Below are 16,360 nucleotides of genomic sequence, written 5' to 3'. Positions count from 1 at the left end.
GATTTCGTGTCGGGGCCAGCATGCTGGCCCCGTCCGAAATCAGAAATCCATGCCGCCCATGCCGCCCATGCCGCCGCCGCCCATGGGCATGGCAGGCTTGTCTTCGGCCATTTCGCTCACGGCCGCTTCGGTCGTGATCAGGAGGCCTGCGACCGATGCTGCGTTCTGCAGCGCGGTGCGGACGACCTTGGTCGGATCGATCACGCCGGCTTCCACCAGGTTCTCGTAGGTGTCAGTCGCGGCGTTGAAGCCGATGTTCGAGTCGTTGCCGTCGAGCAGCTTGCCCGAAACCACCGCACCGTCATGACCCGCATTCTGCGCGATCTGGCGAACCAGAGCCGTCAGCGACTTGCGGACGATGTCGATACCGCGCGTCTGGTCTTCGTTCGCACCGGTCAGGCCGTCGAGGACCTTGGTCGCGTACAGCAGCGCCGTACCACCACCGGGGACGATGCCCTCTTCGACGGCTGCGCGGGTTGCGTGCAGCGCGTCGTCGACGCGATCCTTGCGCTCCTTGACTTCGACTTCCGACGAACCGCCGACCTTGATCACCGCAACGCCACCGGCGAGCTTGGCGAGACGCTCCTGGAGCTTCTCCTTGTCATAGTCGCTGGTCGTGTTCTCGATCTGCTGACGGATCGCTTCGGTGCGGCCCTTGATCGAGTCATGATCGCCGGCACCGTCGACAATGACGGTGTTGTCCTTGTCGATCGTGACGCGCTTGGCGGTGCCGAGCATGCCGAGCGTGACGGTCTCGAGCTTGATGCCGAGGTCTTCCGAGATCATCTCGCCCTTGGTCAGGATCGCGATGTCCTCGAGCATCGCCTTGCGACGATCGCCGAAGCCCGGTGCCTTGACCGCTGCGACCTTCAGGCCGCCGCGCAGCTTGTTGACGACGAGCGTGGCGAGTGCCTCACCCTCGATGTCCTCGGCGATGATCAGGAGCGGACGACCCGACTGAACGACGGCTTCCAGGATCGGGAGCATCGCCTGCAGGTTCGACAGCTTCTTCTCGTGGATCAGGATGTAGGGATCCTGAAGCTCGACGGTCATCTTCTCGGGGTTGGTGATGAAGTAGGGCGAGAGATAGCCGCGGTCGAACTGCATGCCTTCGACGACGTCGAGCTCGAATTCGAGACCCTTGGCTTCCTCGACGGTGATCACGCCTTCCTTGCCGACCTTCTCCATGGCTTCGGCGATCTTCTCGCCGACTTCACGGTCGCCATTGGCCGAGATGATGCCGACCTGCGCCACTTCCTTCGAACCCGAAACCGGCTTCGAACGCGCCTTGACGTCCTCGACGACCTTGACGACGGCGAGATCGATGCCGCGCTTCAGGTCCATCGGGTTCATGCCCGCTGCGACCGACTTCATGCCCTCGCGAACGATGGCCTGCGCCAGGACCGTCGCGGTGGTCGTGCCGTCACCAGCGATGTCGTTGGTCTTCGAGGCCACTTCGCGCAGCATCTGCGCGCCCATGTTCTCGAACTTGTCCTTGAGCTCGATTTCCTTGGCGACGGTGACGCCGTCCTTGGTGATGCGCGGTGCGCCGAAGCTCTTGTCGATGACGACGTTGCGGCCCTTGGGCCCCAAGGTCACCTTGACTGCGTCGGCGAGGATGTCGACGCCGCGGAGGATGCGCTCACGCGCGTCACGACCGAATTTTACGTCCTTGGAAGCCATGTCAGCTGCCCTTTCGATTGAGTGAAGTATAGGGAGTGCAGACGCTGGCGCGGATATCGCTGCCAGCCTTTCTCGGCGCGTTCACGTCAGCCGGGGCCGACGATCGCGCGCCCGTCGGGTCAGCCGACGATGCCGAGAATGTCCGATTCCTTCATGATGAGGAGATCCTCACCGTCGACCTTGACCTCGGTGCCCGACCACTTGCCGAACAGAACCTTGTCGCCGGCCTTGACGTCGAGCGGGGTGATCGTGCCGTTCTCGGCGCGGGTCCCGGTGCCGACGGCGACGACTTCGCCTTCCTGCGGCTTTTCCTTGGCGGTGTCGGGGATGATGATGCCGCCAGCCGTCTTCTCTTCGGCTTCGAGGCGCTTCACCAGCACGCGATCATGCAATGGACGAAAGTTCATGGGATCCATGTCCTTTTGGATTGTGACAGATTTCTGGCACTCAGGGATCCCGAGTGCCAACGAACGGCATATGTGGCTGCACCCTGCCCATGTCAAAGGTTCCGGCCCGGAATTATTTTCGGGTGGGCGTGGTATTCGGGCATCGTGGCCGAAGGGGTTCGAAGACGGCGCTCCGTTCTCCTGCGAATGCGGGAGTCCAGGGTACCGAGACCAGCGCTTGTGATCCTGGGCTCCTGCGTTCGCAGGAGAACGCGGGGCATTCTGGACTGTCCTTTCTGCTCCCCTTCCGCTTGCGGGTGGGGTCGGGGGAGGGGTTTCGGGACGGCTCGTCTGCGGCACGCCCCTCCCCTAACCCCTCCCGCAGGCGGAAGGGGGATTGGGTTGCGACTGGACCATCGTCGCTGCCTCTCAAAGCGCCCTGTGTTGGCGCCGTAACACAGGCCATTTACCTCGACCCGTGCATGCGTTAGCGCTGCGTCCATGACCGACTCCGCAGCGCCGTCCTACGCCTCCTCCCCGGCCCCGTCCTACACCGATCCCGCCCGCCCGCCGCGGCGGAAATGGCGGTTGGTGCGCGGCGTGTGGAAACTGCTTGTCGCGATCAAGGACGCGCTCGTCCTGATCGCGATGCTGTTGTTCTTCGGCCTCATCTTCGCGGCGCTCAACGCGCGGCAGAGCACGACGGCGATCAAGGACGGCGCGCTGGTGCTCGACCTCAATGGCTCGATCGTCGAGCAGCCCGAGGAGCAGGCCGCGTTCGCCGCTCTGTCGGGGCAGCCGGCGGCGCGCCAGTTCCGCCTGCGCGACGTGATCCGCGCGATCGACGCCGCCAGAACCGATGCGCGGGTCAAGGTCGTCGTGCTCGATCTCGACCGGTTCGGCGGCGCCTATCCCGCGGCCCTGGGCGAAGTCGGCGACGCGCTGGCCCGAGTACGCGCGGGCGGCAAGCCGGTGCTGGCCTATGCCACCGCCTATACCGACGGCGGCTACCGCCTCGCGGCCAGTGCGAGCGAGATCTGGGTCAACCCGCTGGGCGGCACGATCTTCATGGGACCGGGCGGCAACCAGCTCTATTACAAGGGCCTGATCGACAAGCTCGGCGTCAACGCGCACGTCTACCGGGTCGGTCGCTACAAGTCGTTCGTCGAGCCGTACACGCGCGCCGACCAGAGCGAGGACGCCAAGGCGGCGAGCACGGCGCTGTACGGGACATTGTTCTCGCAGTGGCGCGAGGCGATCGCCAAGGCGCGGCCCAAGGCGCAGATCGCGCAGTTCATGAGCGCGCCCGACAAGGTCATCATCGCGGCGAACGGCAACATCGCCGAGGCGAACCTGCGCGCAGGGATCGTCGACAAGCTCGGCGACCGGACCGCGTTCGGCCGCCGCGTGGCGGAATACGCCGGCAGCGACGAAAAGAAGCCCGCGGGCAATTTCACCACGATCAAATACGACGCGTGGGTGAAGGTTAACCCGCTGCCGACCGCGGGCGACGCGATCGGCGTGCTGACGATCGCCGGCGAGATCATCGACGGCGACAGCGGCCCCGGCAAGGCCGCGGGCAACACGATCGAGAAGGCGGTGCTCGATGGGCTCGCCAAGAAGACACTGAAGGCGCTTGTCGTGCGCGTCGACTCGCCGGGCGGCTCGGTGCTCGCCTCGGAGCAGATCCGGCTCGCGATCCTGGAGGCCAAGCGCCAGAAGCTGCCGATCGTCGTGTCGATGGGCGGCCTGGCCGCGAGCGGCGGCTATTGGGTGTCGACGCCCGCCGACGTGATCTTCGCCGAGCCCGGCACGATCACCGGCTCGATCGGTATCTTCGGCGTCATCCCGACCTTCGAGAACGCGCTCGCCAAGGTCGGCGTGACCAGCGACGGGGTGAAGACCACGCCGCTGTCGGGCCAGCCCGATATCGTCGGCGGCACCACGCCGATGTTCGACTCGATCGCGCAGGCGGGCATCGAGAACGGCTATCGCCAGTTCATCGCGCGCGTGGCGGCATCGCGCAAGATGACGCCGGCGCGGGTGGACGAGATCGGCCAGGGCCGCGTCTGGGACGGCGGCACCGCGCGCCAGATCGGCCTGGTCGACCGCTTCGGCACGTTGCAGGACGCGATCGACGAAGCCGCCAAGCGCGCCAAGCTCGATCCCGCCAAGGTGCACGCCGAATATCTCGAGAAGAAGCCGGGCTTCCTCGCAACACTGGTGCAGGATTTCGGCAGCGACGATTCGGATGACGCAGGCGGCGGCGATGCCTTCGCGCATGTCGCCGCGGACCGTCGCCAGATGCTCGCGCGCGCGGTCGGCGACATGAAGCGGCTGGCGACGTCGGGCTCGATCCAGGCGCGCTGCCTGGAGTGCGGCGGGATGGGGCCGACGACGACCGACATCGGCGACGCCAAGCTGCTCGACCTGCTGCTGGCACGGATCGGGTTCTGATCATGCCAGTATCGGGGGCGCCATCGGGCAATGTCGGCGGGATCGTGATTCGCGCCGCAGTCCCCGAGGATGCCGCGTCAATCGCCGCGATCTATGCACCGCATGTGCTGGTCGGAACGGTTTCGTTCGAGACCGTCGCGCCGGATGCACGGCAGATGCGGACGCGGATGGCCGCATCCGATGGGCTGTATCCATGGCTGGTCGCGACGATCGGGGATGCAGGCGGCATATTGGCGTTTGCCTATGCCACCCGGTTTCGCGAGCGCGAGGCGTACCGGTTCGTGTGCGAGACCACCGTCTATGTCGCGGACGCGGCGCAGCGGCAGGGCGCGGGGCGGGGCGGCTATTGTACGAGGCACTGATCGATACGCTGCGCGCGCAGGGTTTCACGCAGGCGATCGGCGTGATCGCATTGCCGAACGACCAGTCGATCAAGCTGCACGAGGCGGTCGGGTTTCGCCGCGCGGGGGTGTACCGCGAGGTGGGGTACAAGAACGGCCAGTGGATCGATGTCGGGCACTGGCAGTGCGAGCTGCTGGACGCGGCCGTGCCCCCGATCGAGCTGAAGCGGTTCGCCGATGTGGGTGTCGTGCGGGGGTAGTTGGCTCTTCTGACTGGCCGTGCACTGCTGCACGGGAACGCCACCCCGGCGACGGCCCGGATGGTTTTGAGTTGGGAGTGGATGTGGCGTGCGGCGCCCTCCCCCTTGCTCTCCCGCTAGGGCGGGAGCCCCGTCTGGGTCCCCCGCCTTCGCGGGGACACATGCTTTTGGGGAATGCGGGGGTTAGCGGCGGCCGCCATAGGAAGGCAGCGCGAGGTGGTAGCGGATCGCGGCGGCGCGGAGCGTGAAGCCGGCGCTGGCGGCGATCACGGCGGACCAGGCGTTGGGGACCCCGAGCAGGACCAGGCCGACGTAACTCGCCGCCGCCAGGGCCGCCGCCGTGACGTACAGTTCCGGCCGCATCAGGATCGAGGGTTCGCCCGCCAGCACGTCGCGGATGATGCCGCCCACGCACGCGGTCATCACGCCCATCAGCGCGGCGGGGACCGGCGGCACGCCGTAGCCGAGTGCTTTCGCCGCGCCATAGACCGCGTAAGCCGCCAGGCCGACCGCGTCGAACCAGCCGAGCGCCTCCTCGCGCCACAAGCGGCCCGGCGTCGTCCAAATCAGCAATGCCATCACCAGGCATACGCTGGCGGCGCGCGCGTCGCGGATCCAGAACACCGGCGCACCGATCAACAGATCGCGCACCGTCCCGCCACCGACCCCGGTGATCAGCGCGAAGAAGACGACCGTCACGAATGTCTGGTCGCGTTTCGCGGCAGCCAAAGCGCCCGAGGCGGCGAACACCGCGAGCCCCGCGATATCAAACCATGGCCCGGTCGCGGGAAGGATAACGGGCGGGATCAGCGTGTGCGGAAGCATCCCCGCCGACTTAGCGAAACATCGCGGATCGGTAACCCGGCTTTTTCATAAAGCCGATCATGCCGTTCGTCAGGGGCCGATCCGGGGCATGTACGCGCTGCACCACCCGATCGCCGCGGAACCAAACGCGTCGATGAACGCGACGTTGTTTTTGGTTCATGCAACCCGCGCTATGGTCCCCTCGTTACGGTATCAGATCAAATCACTAGGGAGTATATTTCATGCGTAAACTCATTCTCGCTCTCGGCTGCAGCGCCATGGTCCTGCCGACCGTCCTGATCCCGGTTTCGGCCGCTGACGCCCGCGATCGTCGTGAATGGCGTGGTCGCGACGGCCGCGTCTACTGCAAGAAGAACAACGGCACGACCGGTACGATCATCGGTGGCGTCGGCGGCGCCCTGCTCGGCCGCACGGTTGACACCCGCGGCGACCGTACGGTCGGCACGCTCGGCGGTGCAGTGCTCGGCGGTCTCGCCGGTCGCGCGATCGACAAGGGCACGAGCAACAACAATCGTCGTTGCCGCTAAAAAACCGCGCCGCCATTTTGCCGGTGGTGCGTTGAAGACAGGCGTCGTGGGAAACCACGGCGCCTTTTTTCATGTCCCGAAAGGATCCATCATGACCACACGCAGCGGTTCGGCAAAATACGAAGGCCTCGGCAAGACCGGCAAGGGCCATGTTTCGACGCAGTCGGGCGTGCTGTCCGACAGCCCCTACGGTTTCAACACGCGGTTCGAGAACGAGCCGGGCACCAACCCCGAGGAACTGATCGCCGCGGCACATGCGTCGTGCTTCACGATGGCGCTGAGCTTTGCACTGGCCGGCAAGGGTTATGAGGCGGGCACGCTCGAGACGACCGCGAAGGTGACGCTCGACAAGGACGGCGACGGCTTCAAGGTGACCAAGTCAGCGCTGACGCTGAGCGCCAAGGTCGAGGGTATCTCCAAGGACGAGTTCGAGGCGATCGCCGCAGATGCCAAGGTCAACTGCCCGATCTCCAAGCTGATGAACGCCGAGATCACGCTGGAGCACACCCTCGCCGCGTAAAAGCGCCTGCTCTCAAGAACCTGTCGGCCGGCTGAATGCGATGTAGTTTGCGGTTCACGCAACCCCCGCATCAGCCGGCTGTTCTATACGCACACTAACGGGAGAGAGATCATGCGTATCGCCATACTGTCGGCAGCCCTTGCCGCTACCGCCTTCGGCGCGATCCCCGCGACCGCCCAGTCGACGGTCCGGGGCGCAAACCGCGAATATAACAACGAAGTCCGCGATGCGCAGCGCGACTATCGCCGCGACGTCCGCAACGCGGATTCGCGTGGTGACGTGCGTGATGCACGCCGCGAATATCGTGAAGACGTGCGTGACGCACGGCAGGACCGCCGCGGCGACGTTCGTGACATCCGCCAGGACCGTCGCAATGACGGGCGCAACTGGCAGCAATATCGCGGCTACGACTATAACCGCTTCGAGCGGGGCCAGCGCGGCTATCTTGCCGACCGCTATTACCGCGACGGGCGCTATTACCAGGAGCGACGCCTGGGTCGGAACGACCGCATCTATCGTGGCGGAAACGGGCGCTATTACTGCCGTCGCAACGACGGGACGACGGGCCTGATCGTCGGCGGTCTGGCCGGCGGGGCGCTCGGCAACATCATCTCGAGCGGCGGATCGCGGTTGCTCGGCACCTTGATCGGTGCGGGCGGTGGCGCAGTGCTGGGATCGTCGATCGACCGGGGCAGCGTGCGCTGCCGTTAATACTTTCCCGAGGACAATTGCGAGGGCCCGGTGGAAACGCCGGGCCCTTTTAACGTCAGAAGATGCCGCCGCCGAGGCTCAGGCGAAGCGCGAAGATGATGATAAGCACGATGTTGAGGTTGCGCCCACCGCTGCTCGACGAGAGTGCGCCGACTGCGGCGCCGACGATCCCGATCGGGATCACGAGCCAGTTCATCCATCCAAGCAGCGGAATGAACGCGACAAGGCCGAGCACGAGGGTGACGAGGCCGATGAGAATCGAGACGATGTTCAGCATGAGCAGAACATGGCGAGTCGGACCGGTTCGGGCAAGATCGGTCGTTGTTTGGGACTTACGCCGGGCCAGCGCGGAAAAACGCTTTCTTCACCGTCGTTCGCGCATAGGATGCGGGTGATGACTTTTTCCCTGCGCTCCGCCCTGTTCCTGCCGCTCGCGCTCGCCGCCTGCAACCAGTCCTCGAGCGACCAGCAGGATCTCAACAGTCTCGATGCCGAGCTGACCAACGGCGCGGTGCGCGATCCGGCGCTGACCTCGGCACTGGGTGGGCAGATCATGGTCGACCCACGACTGGCGCAATCGTCCAACACCGATGCCGTACGGCCACCGACGCGACCGGAGAGCGGCGCGGTGCCGCCCGAAAGTCCGCTGAAGGCCGATCCGGTCGATCCCAAGACATTGCAGCGCGCGCCTGCTCCGTCGAACGAATGCCCGGAGTGCAAGACCGCGAACGGCGCGCTGACGCTGGGCGCGCTGGCGGAGCGGCAGAAGGCGCCGGATGCTGGGACCTGTGCGCAGAAGATCGGCTATTCGGCAGGGTGGGCGAACCGGTTGCCCGCCGACCTGCCGCTGTATCCGGGCGCGCGACTGACCGAAGCTGCGGGCGCGGACAAGGACGGATGTCGACTGCGGGTCGTGAGCTTTGCGAGCGCTGCACCGATGCAGAAGATGCTCGACTATTATTATACGAGGGCGCGCGCGGCGGGGTATTCGGCCGGGCATAGCACGGACGGGCGACAGCATGTGCTGGGCGGGGTGCGCGGGAATGACGCTTATGTTGTGTATGTGACCGCGCGGGCTGGTGGCGGGAGCGATGTGGATATGGTTTCCAACGCTGGGCGGTGATGGGGTGCGGTGTTGCCCGGCTACCTCGCCACCCCGGGCGAGGCCGGGGCCAGTTGGGCGACGTCGCTGATTGAGGGCAGCGCTTTGTTACCCTGACCCTCCCGACGGGGCCCCGGCCTTCGCCGGGGAGGCGTAGGAGGGGGTGGCGTAGTTGGAGATGGAAGCCCCTCCTTGTGGGTAGATGCGCCCGTTTCTTGTGCGTGGGAGCGCAGGCGGACGCCTCCTCCAACCCCACCTTTCCGTTTCGTGCGATTCACGCTAGGGCGCGGGGATGCTTCCCCTTCTCTACGTCATGGTCGGTGGTGCGGTCGGTTCCGGCGCGCGCTATCTGGCGGCACGCGCGATGACCGCGCTGCTCGGGCCGGACTATCCCTTCGGGACGCTGGCGGTGAACCTCGTCGGCGGGCTGGCGATGGGCGTGCTGATCGGCGTGCTCGCACGCAACAGCGCGTCGGAGGCGTGGCGCCTGCTGCTCGCGGTCGGCGTATTGGGTGGCTTCACGACGTTTTCGAGCTTCTCGCTCGATGTCGTTACATTAATCGAACGCGGCGCGATCGGCGTCGCGTTCGGCTATATTTTAATGTCGGTGATCGGCTCGATCGTCGCAGTATTCGCGGGTCTCTCCGCAGTAAGGGCCGTCGCATGACCGCGGGCAAGAACGATAGCGATACAGGTATTCGCGAATTCAACGTCGGGTTCGACGATGACGGCATCCGGCTGGACCGGTGGTTCAAGCGGCATTTGCCCGATACGAGCTACACGACGGTGGCGATGTGGGCGCGGACCGGGCAGCTGCGCGTCGACGGCGCGCGCGCGACTCCGGGCGACCGGATCGCTGCGGGCCAGATGCTGCGCGTGCCGCCCGCCGAGGCCGACAAGGCCGCCGCCGATGTCGACAAGCCCAGGCGCGTCCGCGAGCGCGTGATCCTGTCGGACGAAGAGACCGAGCTGGCGCAGGGCATGGTGATCCACAAGGATTTCCAGGCGTTCGTGCTGAACAAGCCCCCCGGCCTCGCCACGCAGGGCGGCACCAAGACGACGCAGCATGTCGACGGGCTGCTCGATGCGCTCCAGTACGATAACGAGGGTCGGCCGAAGCTGGTCCACCGGCTCGACAAGGATACCAGCGGCGCGCTGCTGGTCGCGCGCACCAGCCGGGCGGCGGCGTTCTTCGCCAAGGCGTTTTCGGGGCGGACCGCGCGGAAAGTCTATTGGGCGCTGGTGGTCGACGTGCCGTCGATCGAGGACGGCATGATCGAGCTGCCGATCGCCAAGCAACCCGGCACCGGCGGCGAAAAGATGCATGTCGACGAGGCCGAGGGCGCCCCGGCGCGCACCCGCTACCGGGTGATCGAGCATGCCGGCAACCGCGCGGCGTGGGTCGAGTTGCAGCCGTTCACGGGCCGCACGCACCAGTTGCGCGTCCACATGGCGGCGATCGGTCATCCGATCGTCGGCGATGGCAAATATGGCGGCGCGGCGGCGTTTTTGACCGGGGGGATCTCGCGGAAGATGCATCTGCATGCGCGGCGCATCAAGGTGGATCATCCCGATGGCGGGTCGATCGACGTGACCGCCGAGCTGCCAACGCATTTCGCGGAGAGCCTGAAGCAGTTGGGCTTCGAAGAGAAGCTGGGCGATGACCTGGTGCTCGACGAGAAGACCGCGCCGACCAAGGAAATGATCAAGTCGCGCGCCAAGGCGCATGCGAAATCGGTGCGCAAGGAGCGGCGCGGCGAGCGGCGTGGACGTGGCGTGGTCGAGGAGAAGAAGCCGGGCGCCAAGCCGGGTGCGCCGAAGACGGGTGGCGCGCGGACCGGGGCTGGGTCGAAGTTCGGCGCGCCGCGGAGTGGGCCTCGGGTCGAGGGGGCCAAGGCTGGACCGCGGAGTCGGCCGGGTGGGGCTGGGAAGCCTGGCGGAGCCGGGAGGCCTTCGGGGCCGCGGAGTGGGCCCAAGGGTGGGCCAGGATCGCGGTGATCTGCTGAAGGCCTCCGCGCGGCTTCCAATTCGCGGGCATACCCCCTGCGAGCTTACCATCCGCGGAATCACCACCCCGGCCTCCGCCGGGGTGGAGCTTCTTCCCCGGGGTAGGGTTTGTGGTCAGGGTACGCCCCTCCTCGTTCCCCCGCGGAGGCGGGGGTCCAGGAGTCGGGGGCGCTGTCGGTACTTAGCTGGGCCCCCGCGTCCGCGGGGGAACGTGGGTGTTGCGGTTTTGTGCTAACGCTTAGCGCCCTGCTCCGGGCGCGCCCCGGTTTGACGTTCCCCTTCCGCACCTCGTGATCTACGACGTCCCGATGTCTTTCCGAGAAATCCCATGACCCGCCCCAGAACCAAGCTCGCCGTGTTCGATTGCGACGGTACGCTCGTCGATAGCCAGGCGAATATCTGCGTCGCGTGCGAGCGGGCGTTCGAGAAAGCCCGGCTGATCCCGCCGCCGCGCGCGGCAATTCGGCGGATCGTCGGGCTCAGTCTCGTCGAGGCGATGCAGATTTTGCTGCCCGGGTCGGACGACATACTGCACCGCTCGCTCGCCAGCGATTACAAGAGCGCGTTCCATGCGATGCGGGCGAGTGGCGAGCTGGCCGACGAGCCGTTGTTCGACGGGATCGCAGAAGTGCTGGCGACACTGGCCGAGGACGGCTGGATGCTCGGCGTCGCGACCGGCAAGTCCGACCGTGGGCTCGCGCATATCCTCGCCGCGCACGGGATCACCGACCGATTCGTGACGTTGCAGACCGCCGACCGGCATCCGTCGAAGCCCGACCCCGCGATGCTGTGCGCCGCGATCGCAGAGGCGGGCGCGACGCCGGAGACGACCGCGATGATCGGCGACACGAGCTTCGACATGGCGATGGCTCGCGCGGCGGGTGCGCGCGCGATCGGGGTCGCGTGGGGGTATCACGACGTGCACGAACTGTCCGACGCGGGGGCGGATGGCGTTGCAGCCGAGGTGCCGGACCTGTTGCACATGGTGGCGCCGCGATGACCGCGGCGGACAAGCTGGCGCAGCGGCGCTGGATGGTTCTCGTCGGGATACGGCTGGCAGGCGTGGCGGGGGCATTGCTCGGGCTGATTTTGGTAGCGCGCGCGCATGACTTTGCGCCGAAAATCCTGGGGGTGGCGATCGTGTTGTCGGCGATGGCGATGATCGGACTCGTCCCGCGCAGTCTGGCGCATCGCTGGCGGACACCCGCCCCCCTGGACGAGAAAACCGAATGAAACGGTTCTGGAAAGACGTGGCGATCGATGCCGACCGGGTGGTGACGCTCGACGGCAAGCCGGTGCGGACTCCCGGGCGACGGCCGCTCGCGCTGCCGACCGATGCGCTGGCCGAGGCAGTGGCTGACGAGTGGCGCGCGGTCGGCGAAACGATCGATCCGCGGACGATGCCGCTGACGGGGCTTGCCAATGCGGCGACCGATCCGATCGCGAACGATCCGACGCAGTTCGCCGCGCGGCTGGCGGCCTATGGCGAGAGCGACCTGCTCTGCTACCGCGCCGATGGCCCGCCGTTGCTGGTCGAGCGACAGGCGGCGGCGTGGGATCCGCTGCTGAGCTGGGCGCGCGCGCGCTACGACGTGACGTTCGCGGTGACGTCGGGGGTGATGCCGATCGCGCAAGCCCCCGCGACGATCGCGCGGCTGTCCGAGGCGGTCGCGGCGCACGACGATTTCCGGCTGGCGGGGTTGTCGCCGGTGGTGACGCTGACCGGGTCGCTGATGATCGGGCTGGCGCTGATCGAGGGCGAGATCGACGCGGACCGCGCCTGGGCGGCGGCAGGGATCGACGAGGACTGGTCGGTCGAGATGTGGGGCGAGGACTGGCAGGCGACTCAGTTGCGGGAATTGAAGCGCAAGGAGTTCGATTTCGGGGTGCGGTTTCTGGGGCTGCTGTAGATCGCGTTCCGTTCTACTCGTCCCGCCCCCCGTCCGTCACCCCAGCGGAAGCTGGGGTATCCCGGTTGGTGGGCGCTTCGACCCGGAACGGGGAGATCCCAGCTTTCGCTGGGATGACGGGGAACGGACTAGCGCGTCAGTCTGCGGATGAAGCCGATCAGCCCGGTCTGGCGCGACCGCTTCAACCGCTCCGCCGCCAGGATCGTCTTCACCCCGCGGATGCAGCTGTCGACGTCGTCGTTGACCAGCACGTAATCATAGCCGTCCCAGTGGCTGACCTCGTTCGCCGCGCGTGACATGCGCGCCTCGATGACTTCGGTCGAGTCGGTGCCGCGGCTGGTCAGGCGGCGGTGGAGTTCCTCCATCGAGGGCGGGAAGATGAAGACGCGGACGACGTCGCCGCCGGCGATCTGGAACAGCTGTTGCGCGCCCTGCCAGTCGATGTCGAACAGCACGTCCTTGCCGGCGGCCAGCATCTCCTCGACCTGTGCGCGGGGCGTGCCGTAGCGGTGGTTGAAAACATGCGCCCATTCGAGGAACTCGTCGTTCGCGACCATGTCGCGGAAGCCGTCGAGATCGGTGAAATGGTAATCCTTGCCGTCGACTTCGCCCGGTCGCATTGCGCGGGTAGTGACGGACACCGACATCTCGAGCTCGTGCTCGTCGGCGAGCAGTTTCCGGGCTATCGTCGACTTGCCGGCACCGGATGGCGACGACAGAACGAACAGGACTCCGCGGCGACGGAAACCATGTGGGTCGGACGGAAGTGTGTGGGGCATGCGCGCCCTTGCCGCGGACTGCGCATGGGCGTCAACCCATCCGCAGCCCGCGTGTGTCGATCGTCGGGCGATCAGAGGGTCAATAGCCTGTCTTGCGGGCCTTGTTGCGGTCATAAGCCTTCTTTGCCGCGTAACCGCCGCCGAGGATCATACCGAGCGGGCCCATGCGGCGCATCAGGCCCATCGCTACCACGCCCTTGACCGCACCTGAAGCGCCGCCCGAACCGTTGCGACGGCCCATCTCACGGCCAACCAATGCACTGATAATACGTCCGATCATGCTTCTGTCTCCCCGAAAACCTGGTCCTTGAGTTCCGCGGCACCGCGCAACACCGCCCAGCCGATCGCGTAGGTCACGGCCAGCGGCACGACGATCTTGAGTACGTTGGCGGTGATCGCACCGATGATCGCGCCGTCCGCGTTGCCGTCGTCGCCGCTCATCGAATCGATTCCGGCGCCGATCAGCGCGCCTATGGTCGTTGCGCCCACGTAATATCTCCTTGGTATCTGGCGGGTTAGCGCGCGAACCGCGTTTGGGTTCCCGACTGCGTGCCCGCGGCCGCCCCTCCCCTTCCGTTCGCCCTGGGCGAAGTCGTAGGGTGTGCCCCAAGCGGGTATGGTTCGACTTCGCTCAGCACGAACGGATTTGGGACGTAGAAGTGAGCTTTATCGGCCGAGCATCGATTCGGGTTTGACGACTCGGTCGAAAGTCTCCGCATCGACCAGGCCCAGCGCGAGGCCGGCCTCCTTCAGCGTCAGCCCCTCGGCATGCGCGTGCTTGGCGATCTTAGCGGCGGCGTCGTAGCCGATCTCGGGGGCGAGGGCGGTCACCAGCATCAGCGAGCGATCGAGGAGCTCGGTGATGCGGTCGCGATTGGGCTCGATGCCGTCGACGCAGCGTGCCGCGAATCCATCCATCGCGGTCGCGAGCAGGTCGATCGATCGCAGCACGTTGGCGCCGATCAGCGGCTTGAACACGTTCAGCTCGAGATGGCCCTGCATGCCGCCGACGGTGACCGCGACGTGGTTGCCCATCACCTGCCCGGCGACCATCGTCAGCATCTCGCACTGCGTGGGGTTCACCTTGCCGGGCATGATCGAGCTGCCGGGTTCGTTCGCGGGGAGGTCGATCTCGCCGAAGCCGCAGCGCGGGCCGGAGCCCAGCAGGCGGATGTCGTTGGCGATCTTGGTCAGCGCCACCGCCAGCGTGTTGAGCGTGCCCGACAAATGGACGAGCGGGTCGTTCGACGCGAGCGCCTCGAAGCTGTTTTCGGCGGGCAGGAACGGGTGGCCGGTCAGGTCGGAGACGGCTTTGCAGAAATCCTCCGCGAACCCCTTGGGCGCGTTGAGGCCGGTGCCGACCGCGGTGCCGCCTTGCGCGAGGCGGTTGGTGCCGTTGGTGATGCCGGGCTCGATGCGACGACCGCAGCGATAGACCTGGTTGGCGTAGGCGCCGAACTCTTGCCCCAGCGTCAACGGGGTCGCGTCCTGAAGGTGCGTGCGGCCGATCTTGACGATGTCGGTCCAGGCGTCCGCCTTGGTCTGCAGCGCGGCCTCGAGCCGGTCGAGCGCGGGGCGCAGTTTCCGCGTGGCGGCGAGCGAGGCGGCGATGTGGAGCGCGGTCGGGAAGCTGTCGTTGGACGACTGGCTCATGTTGACGTGATCGTTGGGGTGGACCGGGGACTTGCCGCCGCGGGTGCCGGTGAGGACCTCGTTGGCGCGGCCGGAGATGACCTCGTTGACGTTCATGTTCGACTGCGTGCCGCTGCCGGTCTGCCAGATGACGAGCGGGAACTGGTCGTCGAGCTTGCCGTCGATGATCTCCTGCGCGGCGGACTCGATCGCGTCGGCGATGTTCGGGTCTAGGCCGTGCGACCGGTTCACGCGGGCGGCGGCCTGTTTGACGAGCGCCAATGCGTGGACGATCTCGATCGGCATGCGTTCGCGGGTGCCGAAGGGGAAATTCTCGATGCTGCGTTCGGTCTGCGCGCCCCAGTATGCGGCGATGGGGACTTCGATCGGGCCGATCGTGTCGGTTTCTGTGCGGGTGGTTTCGGTATGGTTCTGGGTCATATCCTACCTACTCCGTCATGCCGGGCTTGTTCCGGCATCCACCGTTCCGCGAACTTACCGCTCGTGGAATTTGCTGACAGGTGGACCCCGGAACAAGTCCGGGGTGACGTAGAAAAAGGCCGACATGGGAGTAAATCCCATGTCGTCGACCGCGCGGTGCGCGTCGGCCGGCCGTTCGCGTCGCTGTGCGACCGGCGATCAGCATGCTGATCGCCTCGCTCCAGCTTACTTCTTCCGCTTGAAATCCACCGCGACGACGTTCGAGCCGTCTTCGATCGGCACCGCGGTCGGGCCGTCGTTTTCGGCCGGGTCATGCTCGCCGAGGCCGTCATCGGCGCCTTCCTGCGCCTGGAAGCGCAGTTCGAAGCTGACCGCCGGGTCCTGGAACGCGGTGATCGCCGAATACGGGATGACCAGCTTCGACGGGACCTGATTGAACGAGAGGCCGATCGAGAAGCGCTCGTCGTCGACGATCAGGTCCCAATAGCGGTTCTGCATGACGATCGTCATCTCGTCCGGAAACCGCTCGATCAGCCGCTTGGGGATGTCGACGCCGGGCGCCTGCGTCTTGAAGGTGATGTAGAAATGATGCTCGCCGGGAAGCCCGCCGGCCTCCGCGACCGAACCGAGCACGCGGCCGACCACGGCACGCAGGGCTTCTTGCACGATCTCGTCGTACGGAATCAGGCTATCGGGCAGTCCATCGCTCATCCCCCTTGGGTAGCGGTATTCGGATGCCGGTCAAGATTGCATGCGCCGTGGCGCACGTTATGGGAGTC

At 66.4% G+C, this 16,360-nt stretch carries 21 protein-coding genes; 12 read left to right on the top strand and 9 right to left on the bottom strand.

All coding sequences use genetic code 11. From position 1 onward, the window contains the following. Positions 1-39 precede the first annotated feature (39 nt). Together groL and groES are read right to left on the bottom strand one after the other, a co-directional pair. Complete coding sequence (gene groL / locus EQZ23_RS08400) at positions 40-1,683, bottom strand: chaperonin GroEL (RefSeq protein ID WP_128454005.1); 1,644 nt, start codon at positions 1,681-1,683, stop codon at positions 40-42. A 119-nt stretch (positions 1,684-1,802) separates the two neighbouring features. Further along, positions 1,803-2,090 carry a co-chaperone GroES gene (gene groES, locus EQZ23_RS08395; protein WP_055873868.1) on the bottom strand — a complete coding sequence of 96 codons (288 nt, stop codon included), beginning with the start codon at positions 2,088-2,090 and terminating at the stop codon, positions 1,803-1,805. 480 nt (positions 2,091-2,570) lie between these two features. On the opposite strand from groES, the gene sppA reads away from it, so the two are divergent. From sppA to EQZ23_RS20555, 3 genes are read left to right on the top strand one after another with little or no spacing between them, the layout of a single operon-like run. Then, a complete protein-coding gene (gene sppA, locus EQZ23_RS08390; RefSeq protein ID WP_128454004.1) occupies positions 2,571-4,526 on the top strand; it encodes a signal peptide peptidase SppA in 1,956 nt (651 codons plus the stop codon). A 2-nt stretch (positions 4,527-4,528) separates the two neighbouring features. Further along, positions 4,529-4,888 carry a hypothetical protein gene (locus EQZ23_RS20560; protein ID WP_346427816.1) on the top strand — a complete coding sequence of 120 codons (360 nt, stop codon included), beginning with the start codon at positions 4,529-4,531 and terminating at the stop codon, positions 4,886-4,888. Further along, positions 4,873-5,127, top strand: coding sequence for a GNAT family N-acetyltransferase (locus tag EQZ23_RS20555; protein ID WP_346427815.1), 255 nt, complete (start codon positions 4,873-4,875; stop codon positions 5,125-5,127). Before EQZ23_RS20560 ends, EQZ23_RS20555 begins: the two co-directional genes overlap by 16 nt. 183 nt (positions 5,128-5,310) lie before the next feature. Here the strand turns inward: EQZ23_RS20555 and EQZ23_RS08380 are convergent, their stop codons facing one another. Beyond that, a complete protein-coding gene (locus EQZ23_RS08380; protein ID WP_128454003.1) occupies positions 5,311-5,952 on the bottom strand; it encodes a trimeric intracellular cation channel family protein in 642 nt (213 codons plus the stop codon). Between the two features lie 221 nt (positions 5,953-6,173). Between EQZ23_RS08380 and EQZ23_RS08375 the strand changes: the two genes are divergently transcribed. From EQZ23_RS08375 to EQZ23_RS08365, 3 genes are all read left to right on the top strand, one after another. Then, complete coding sequence (locus EQZ23_RS08375; RefSeq protein WP_128454002.1) at positions 6,174-6,479, top strand: glycine zipper 2TM domain-containing protein; 306 nt, start codon at positions 6,174-6,176, stop codon at positions 6,477-6,479. 91 nt (positions 6,480-6,570) lie between these two features. Beyond that, positions 6,571-6,999, top strand: a complete 429-nt coding sequence (locus EQZ23_RS08370; protein WP_128454001.1) for an OsmC family protein — start codon at positions 6,571-6,573, stop codon at positions 6,997-6,999. 111 nt (positions 7,000-7,110) lie between these two features. Then, a complete protein-coding gene (locus EQZ23_RS08365) occupies positions 7,111-7,710 on the top strand; it encodes a glycine zipper 2TM domain-containing protein (RefSeq protein ID WP_128454000.1) in 600 nt (199 codons plus the stop codon). A 55-nt stretch (positions 7,711-7,765) separates the two neighbouring features. Here EQZ23_RS08365 and EQZ23_RS08360 read toward each other — a convergent pair whose 3' ends face one another. Next, a complete protein-coding gene (locus EQZ23_RS08360) occupies positions 7,766-7,987 on the bottom strand; it encodes a hypothetical protein (RefSeq protein ID WP_128453999.1) in 222 nt (73 codons plus the stop codon). Between the two features lie 117 nt (positions 7,988-8,104). On the opposite strand from EQZ23_RS08360, the gene EQZ23_RS08355 reads away from it, so the two are divergent. From EQZ23_RS08355 to EQZ23_RS08330, 6 genes are all read left to right on the top strand, one after another. Then, the gene (locus EQZ23_RS08355) at positions 8,105-8,833 is read left to right on the top strand and encodes a hypothetical protein (RefSeq protein ID WP_240663425.1); all 729 of its coding nucleotides are present in this window, start codon (positions 8,105-8,107) and stop codon (positions 8,831-8,833) included. A gap of 271 nt (positions 8,834-9,104) precedes the next feature. Further along, the gene (gene crcB, locus EQZ23_RS08350; protein ID WP_206364207.1) at positions 9,105-9,479 is read left to right on the top strand and encodes a fluoride efflux transporter CrcB; all 375 of its coding nucleotides are present in this window, start codon (positions 9,105-9,107) and stop codon (positions 9,477-9,479) included. Continuing rightward, on the top strand, positions 9,476-10,810 hold the full coding sequence (locus tag EQZ23_RS08345; RefSeq protein ID WP_128453997.1) for an RluA family pseudouridine synthase: 1,335 nt from the start codon (positions 9,476-9,478) through the stop codon (positions 10,808-10,810). The genes crcB and EQZ23_RS08345 overlap by 4 nt, the downstream gene beginning before the upstream one ends. A 337-nt stretch (positions 10,811-11,147) precedes the next feature. Further along, positions 11,148-11,819 (top strand): HAD-IA family hydrolase, encoded by a 672-nt coding sequence (locus EQZ23_RS08340; RefSeq protein ID WP_128453996.1) that lies wholly within the window; start codon positions 11,148-11,150, stop codon positions 11,817-11,819. Continuing rightward, positions 11,816-12,052, top strand: a complete 237-nt coding sequence (locus tag EQZ23_RS08335; RefSeq protein ID WP_128453995.1) for a hypothetical protein — start codon at positions 11,816-11,818, stop codon at positions 12,050-12,052. Before EQZ23_RS08340 ends, EQZ23_RS08335 begins: the two co-directional genes overlap by 4 nt. Further along, complete coding sequence (locus tag EQZ23_RS08330; RefSeq protein ID WP_128453994.1) at positions 12,049-12,729, top strand: ATP12 family protein; 681 nt, start codon at positions 12,049-12,051, stop codon at positions 12,727-12,729. Before EQZ23_RS08335 ends, EQZ23_RS08330 begins: the two co-directional genes overlap by 4 nt. Before the next feature lie 128 nt (positions 12,730-12,857). On the opposite strand, the gene gmk is transcribed toward EQZ23_RS08330, so the two are convergent. The 5 genes from gmk to EQZ23_RS08305 form a co-directional block, all read right to left on the bottom strand. Further along, positions 12,858-13,508, bottom strand: a complete 651-nt coding sequence (gmk, locus tag EQZ23_RS08325) for a guanylate kinase (RefSeq protein WP_128453993.1) — start codon at positions 13,506-13,508, stop codon at positions 12,858-12,860. A gap of 79 nt (positions 13,509-13,587) precedes the next feature. Continuing rightward, the gene (locus tag EQZ23_RS08320) at positions 13,588-13,788 is read right to left on the bottom strand and encodes a hypothetical protein (RefSeq protein WP_128453992.1); all 201 of its coding nucleotides are present in this window, start codon (positions 13,786-13,788) and stop codon (positions 13,588-13,590) included. Beyond that, positions 13,785-13,997, bottom strand: a complete 213-nt coding sequence (locus EQZ23_RS08315; protein ID WP_128453991.1) for a hypothetical protein — start codon at positions 13,995-13,997, stop codon at positions 13,785-13,787. The genes EQZ23_RS08320 and EQZ23_RS08315 overlap by 4 nt, the downstream gene beginning before the upstream one ends. A 177-nt stretch (positions 13,998-14,174) precedes the next feature. Next, on the bottom strand, positions 14,175-15,581 hold the full coding sequence (gene fumC / locus EQZ23_RS08310; protein WP_128453990.1) for a class II fumarate hydratase: 1,407 nt from the start codon (positions 15,579-15,581) through the stop codon (positions 14,175-14,177). A gap of 225 nt (positions 15,582-15,806) precedes the next feature. Then, a complete protein-coding gene (locus EQZ23_RS08305) occupies positions 15,807-16,292 on the bottom strand; it encodes a ClpXP protease specificity-enhancing factor SspB (RefSeq protein WP_128453989.1) in 486 nt (161 codons plus the stop codon). Between the last annotated feature and the right edge of the window lie 68 nt (positions 16,293-16,360).

Source organism: Sphingomonas sp. UV9, from assembly GCF_004101245.1.
GTDB lineage: Bacteria > Pseudomonadota > Alphaproteobacteria > Sphingomonadales > Sphingomonadaceae > Sphingomonas.
Note: the sequence above shows the minus strand (reverse complement) of the source record. Positions and strands in the feature narration are given on the sequence as shown.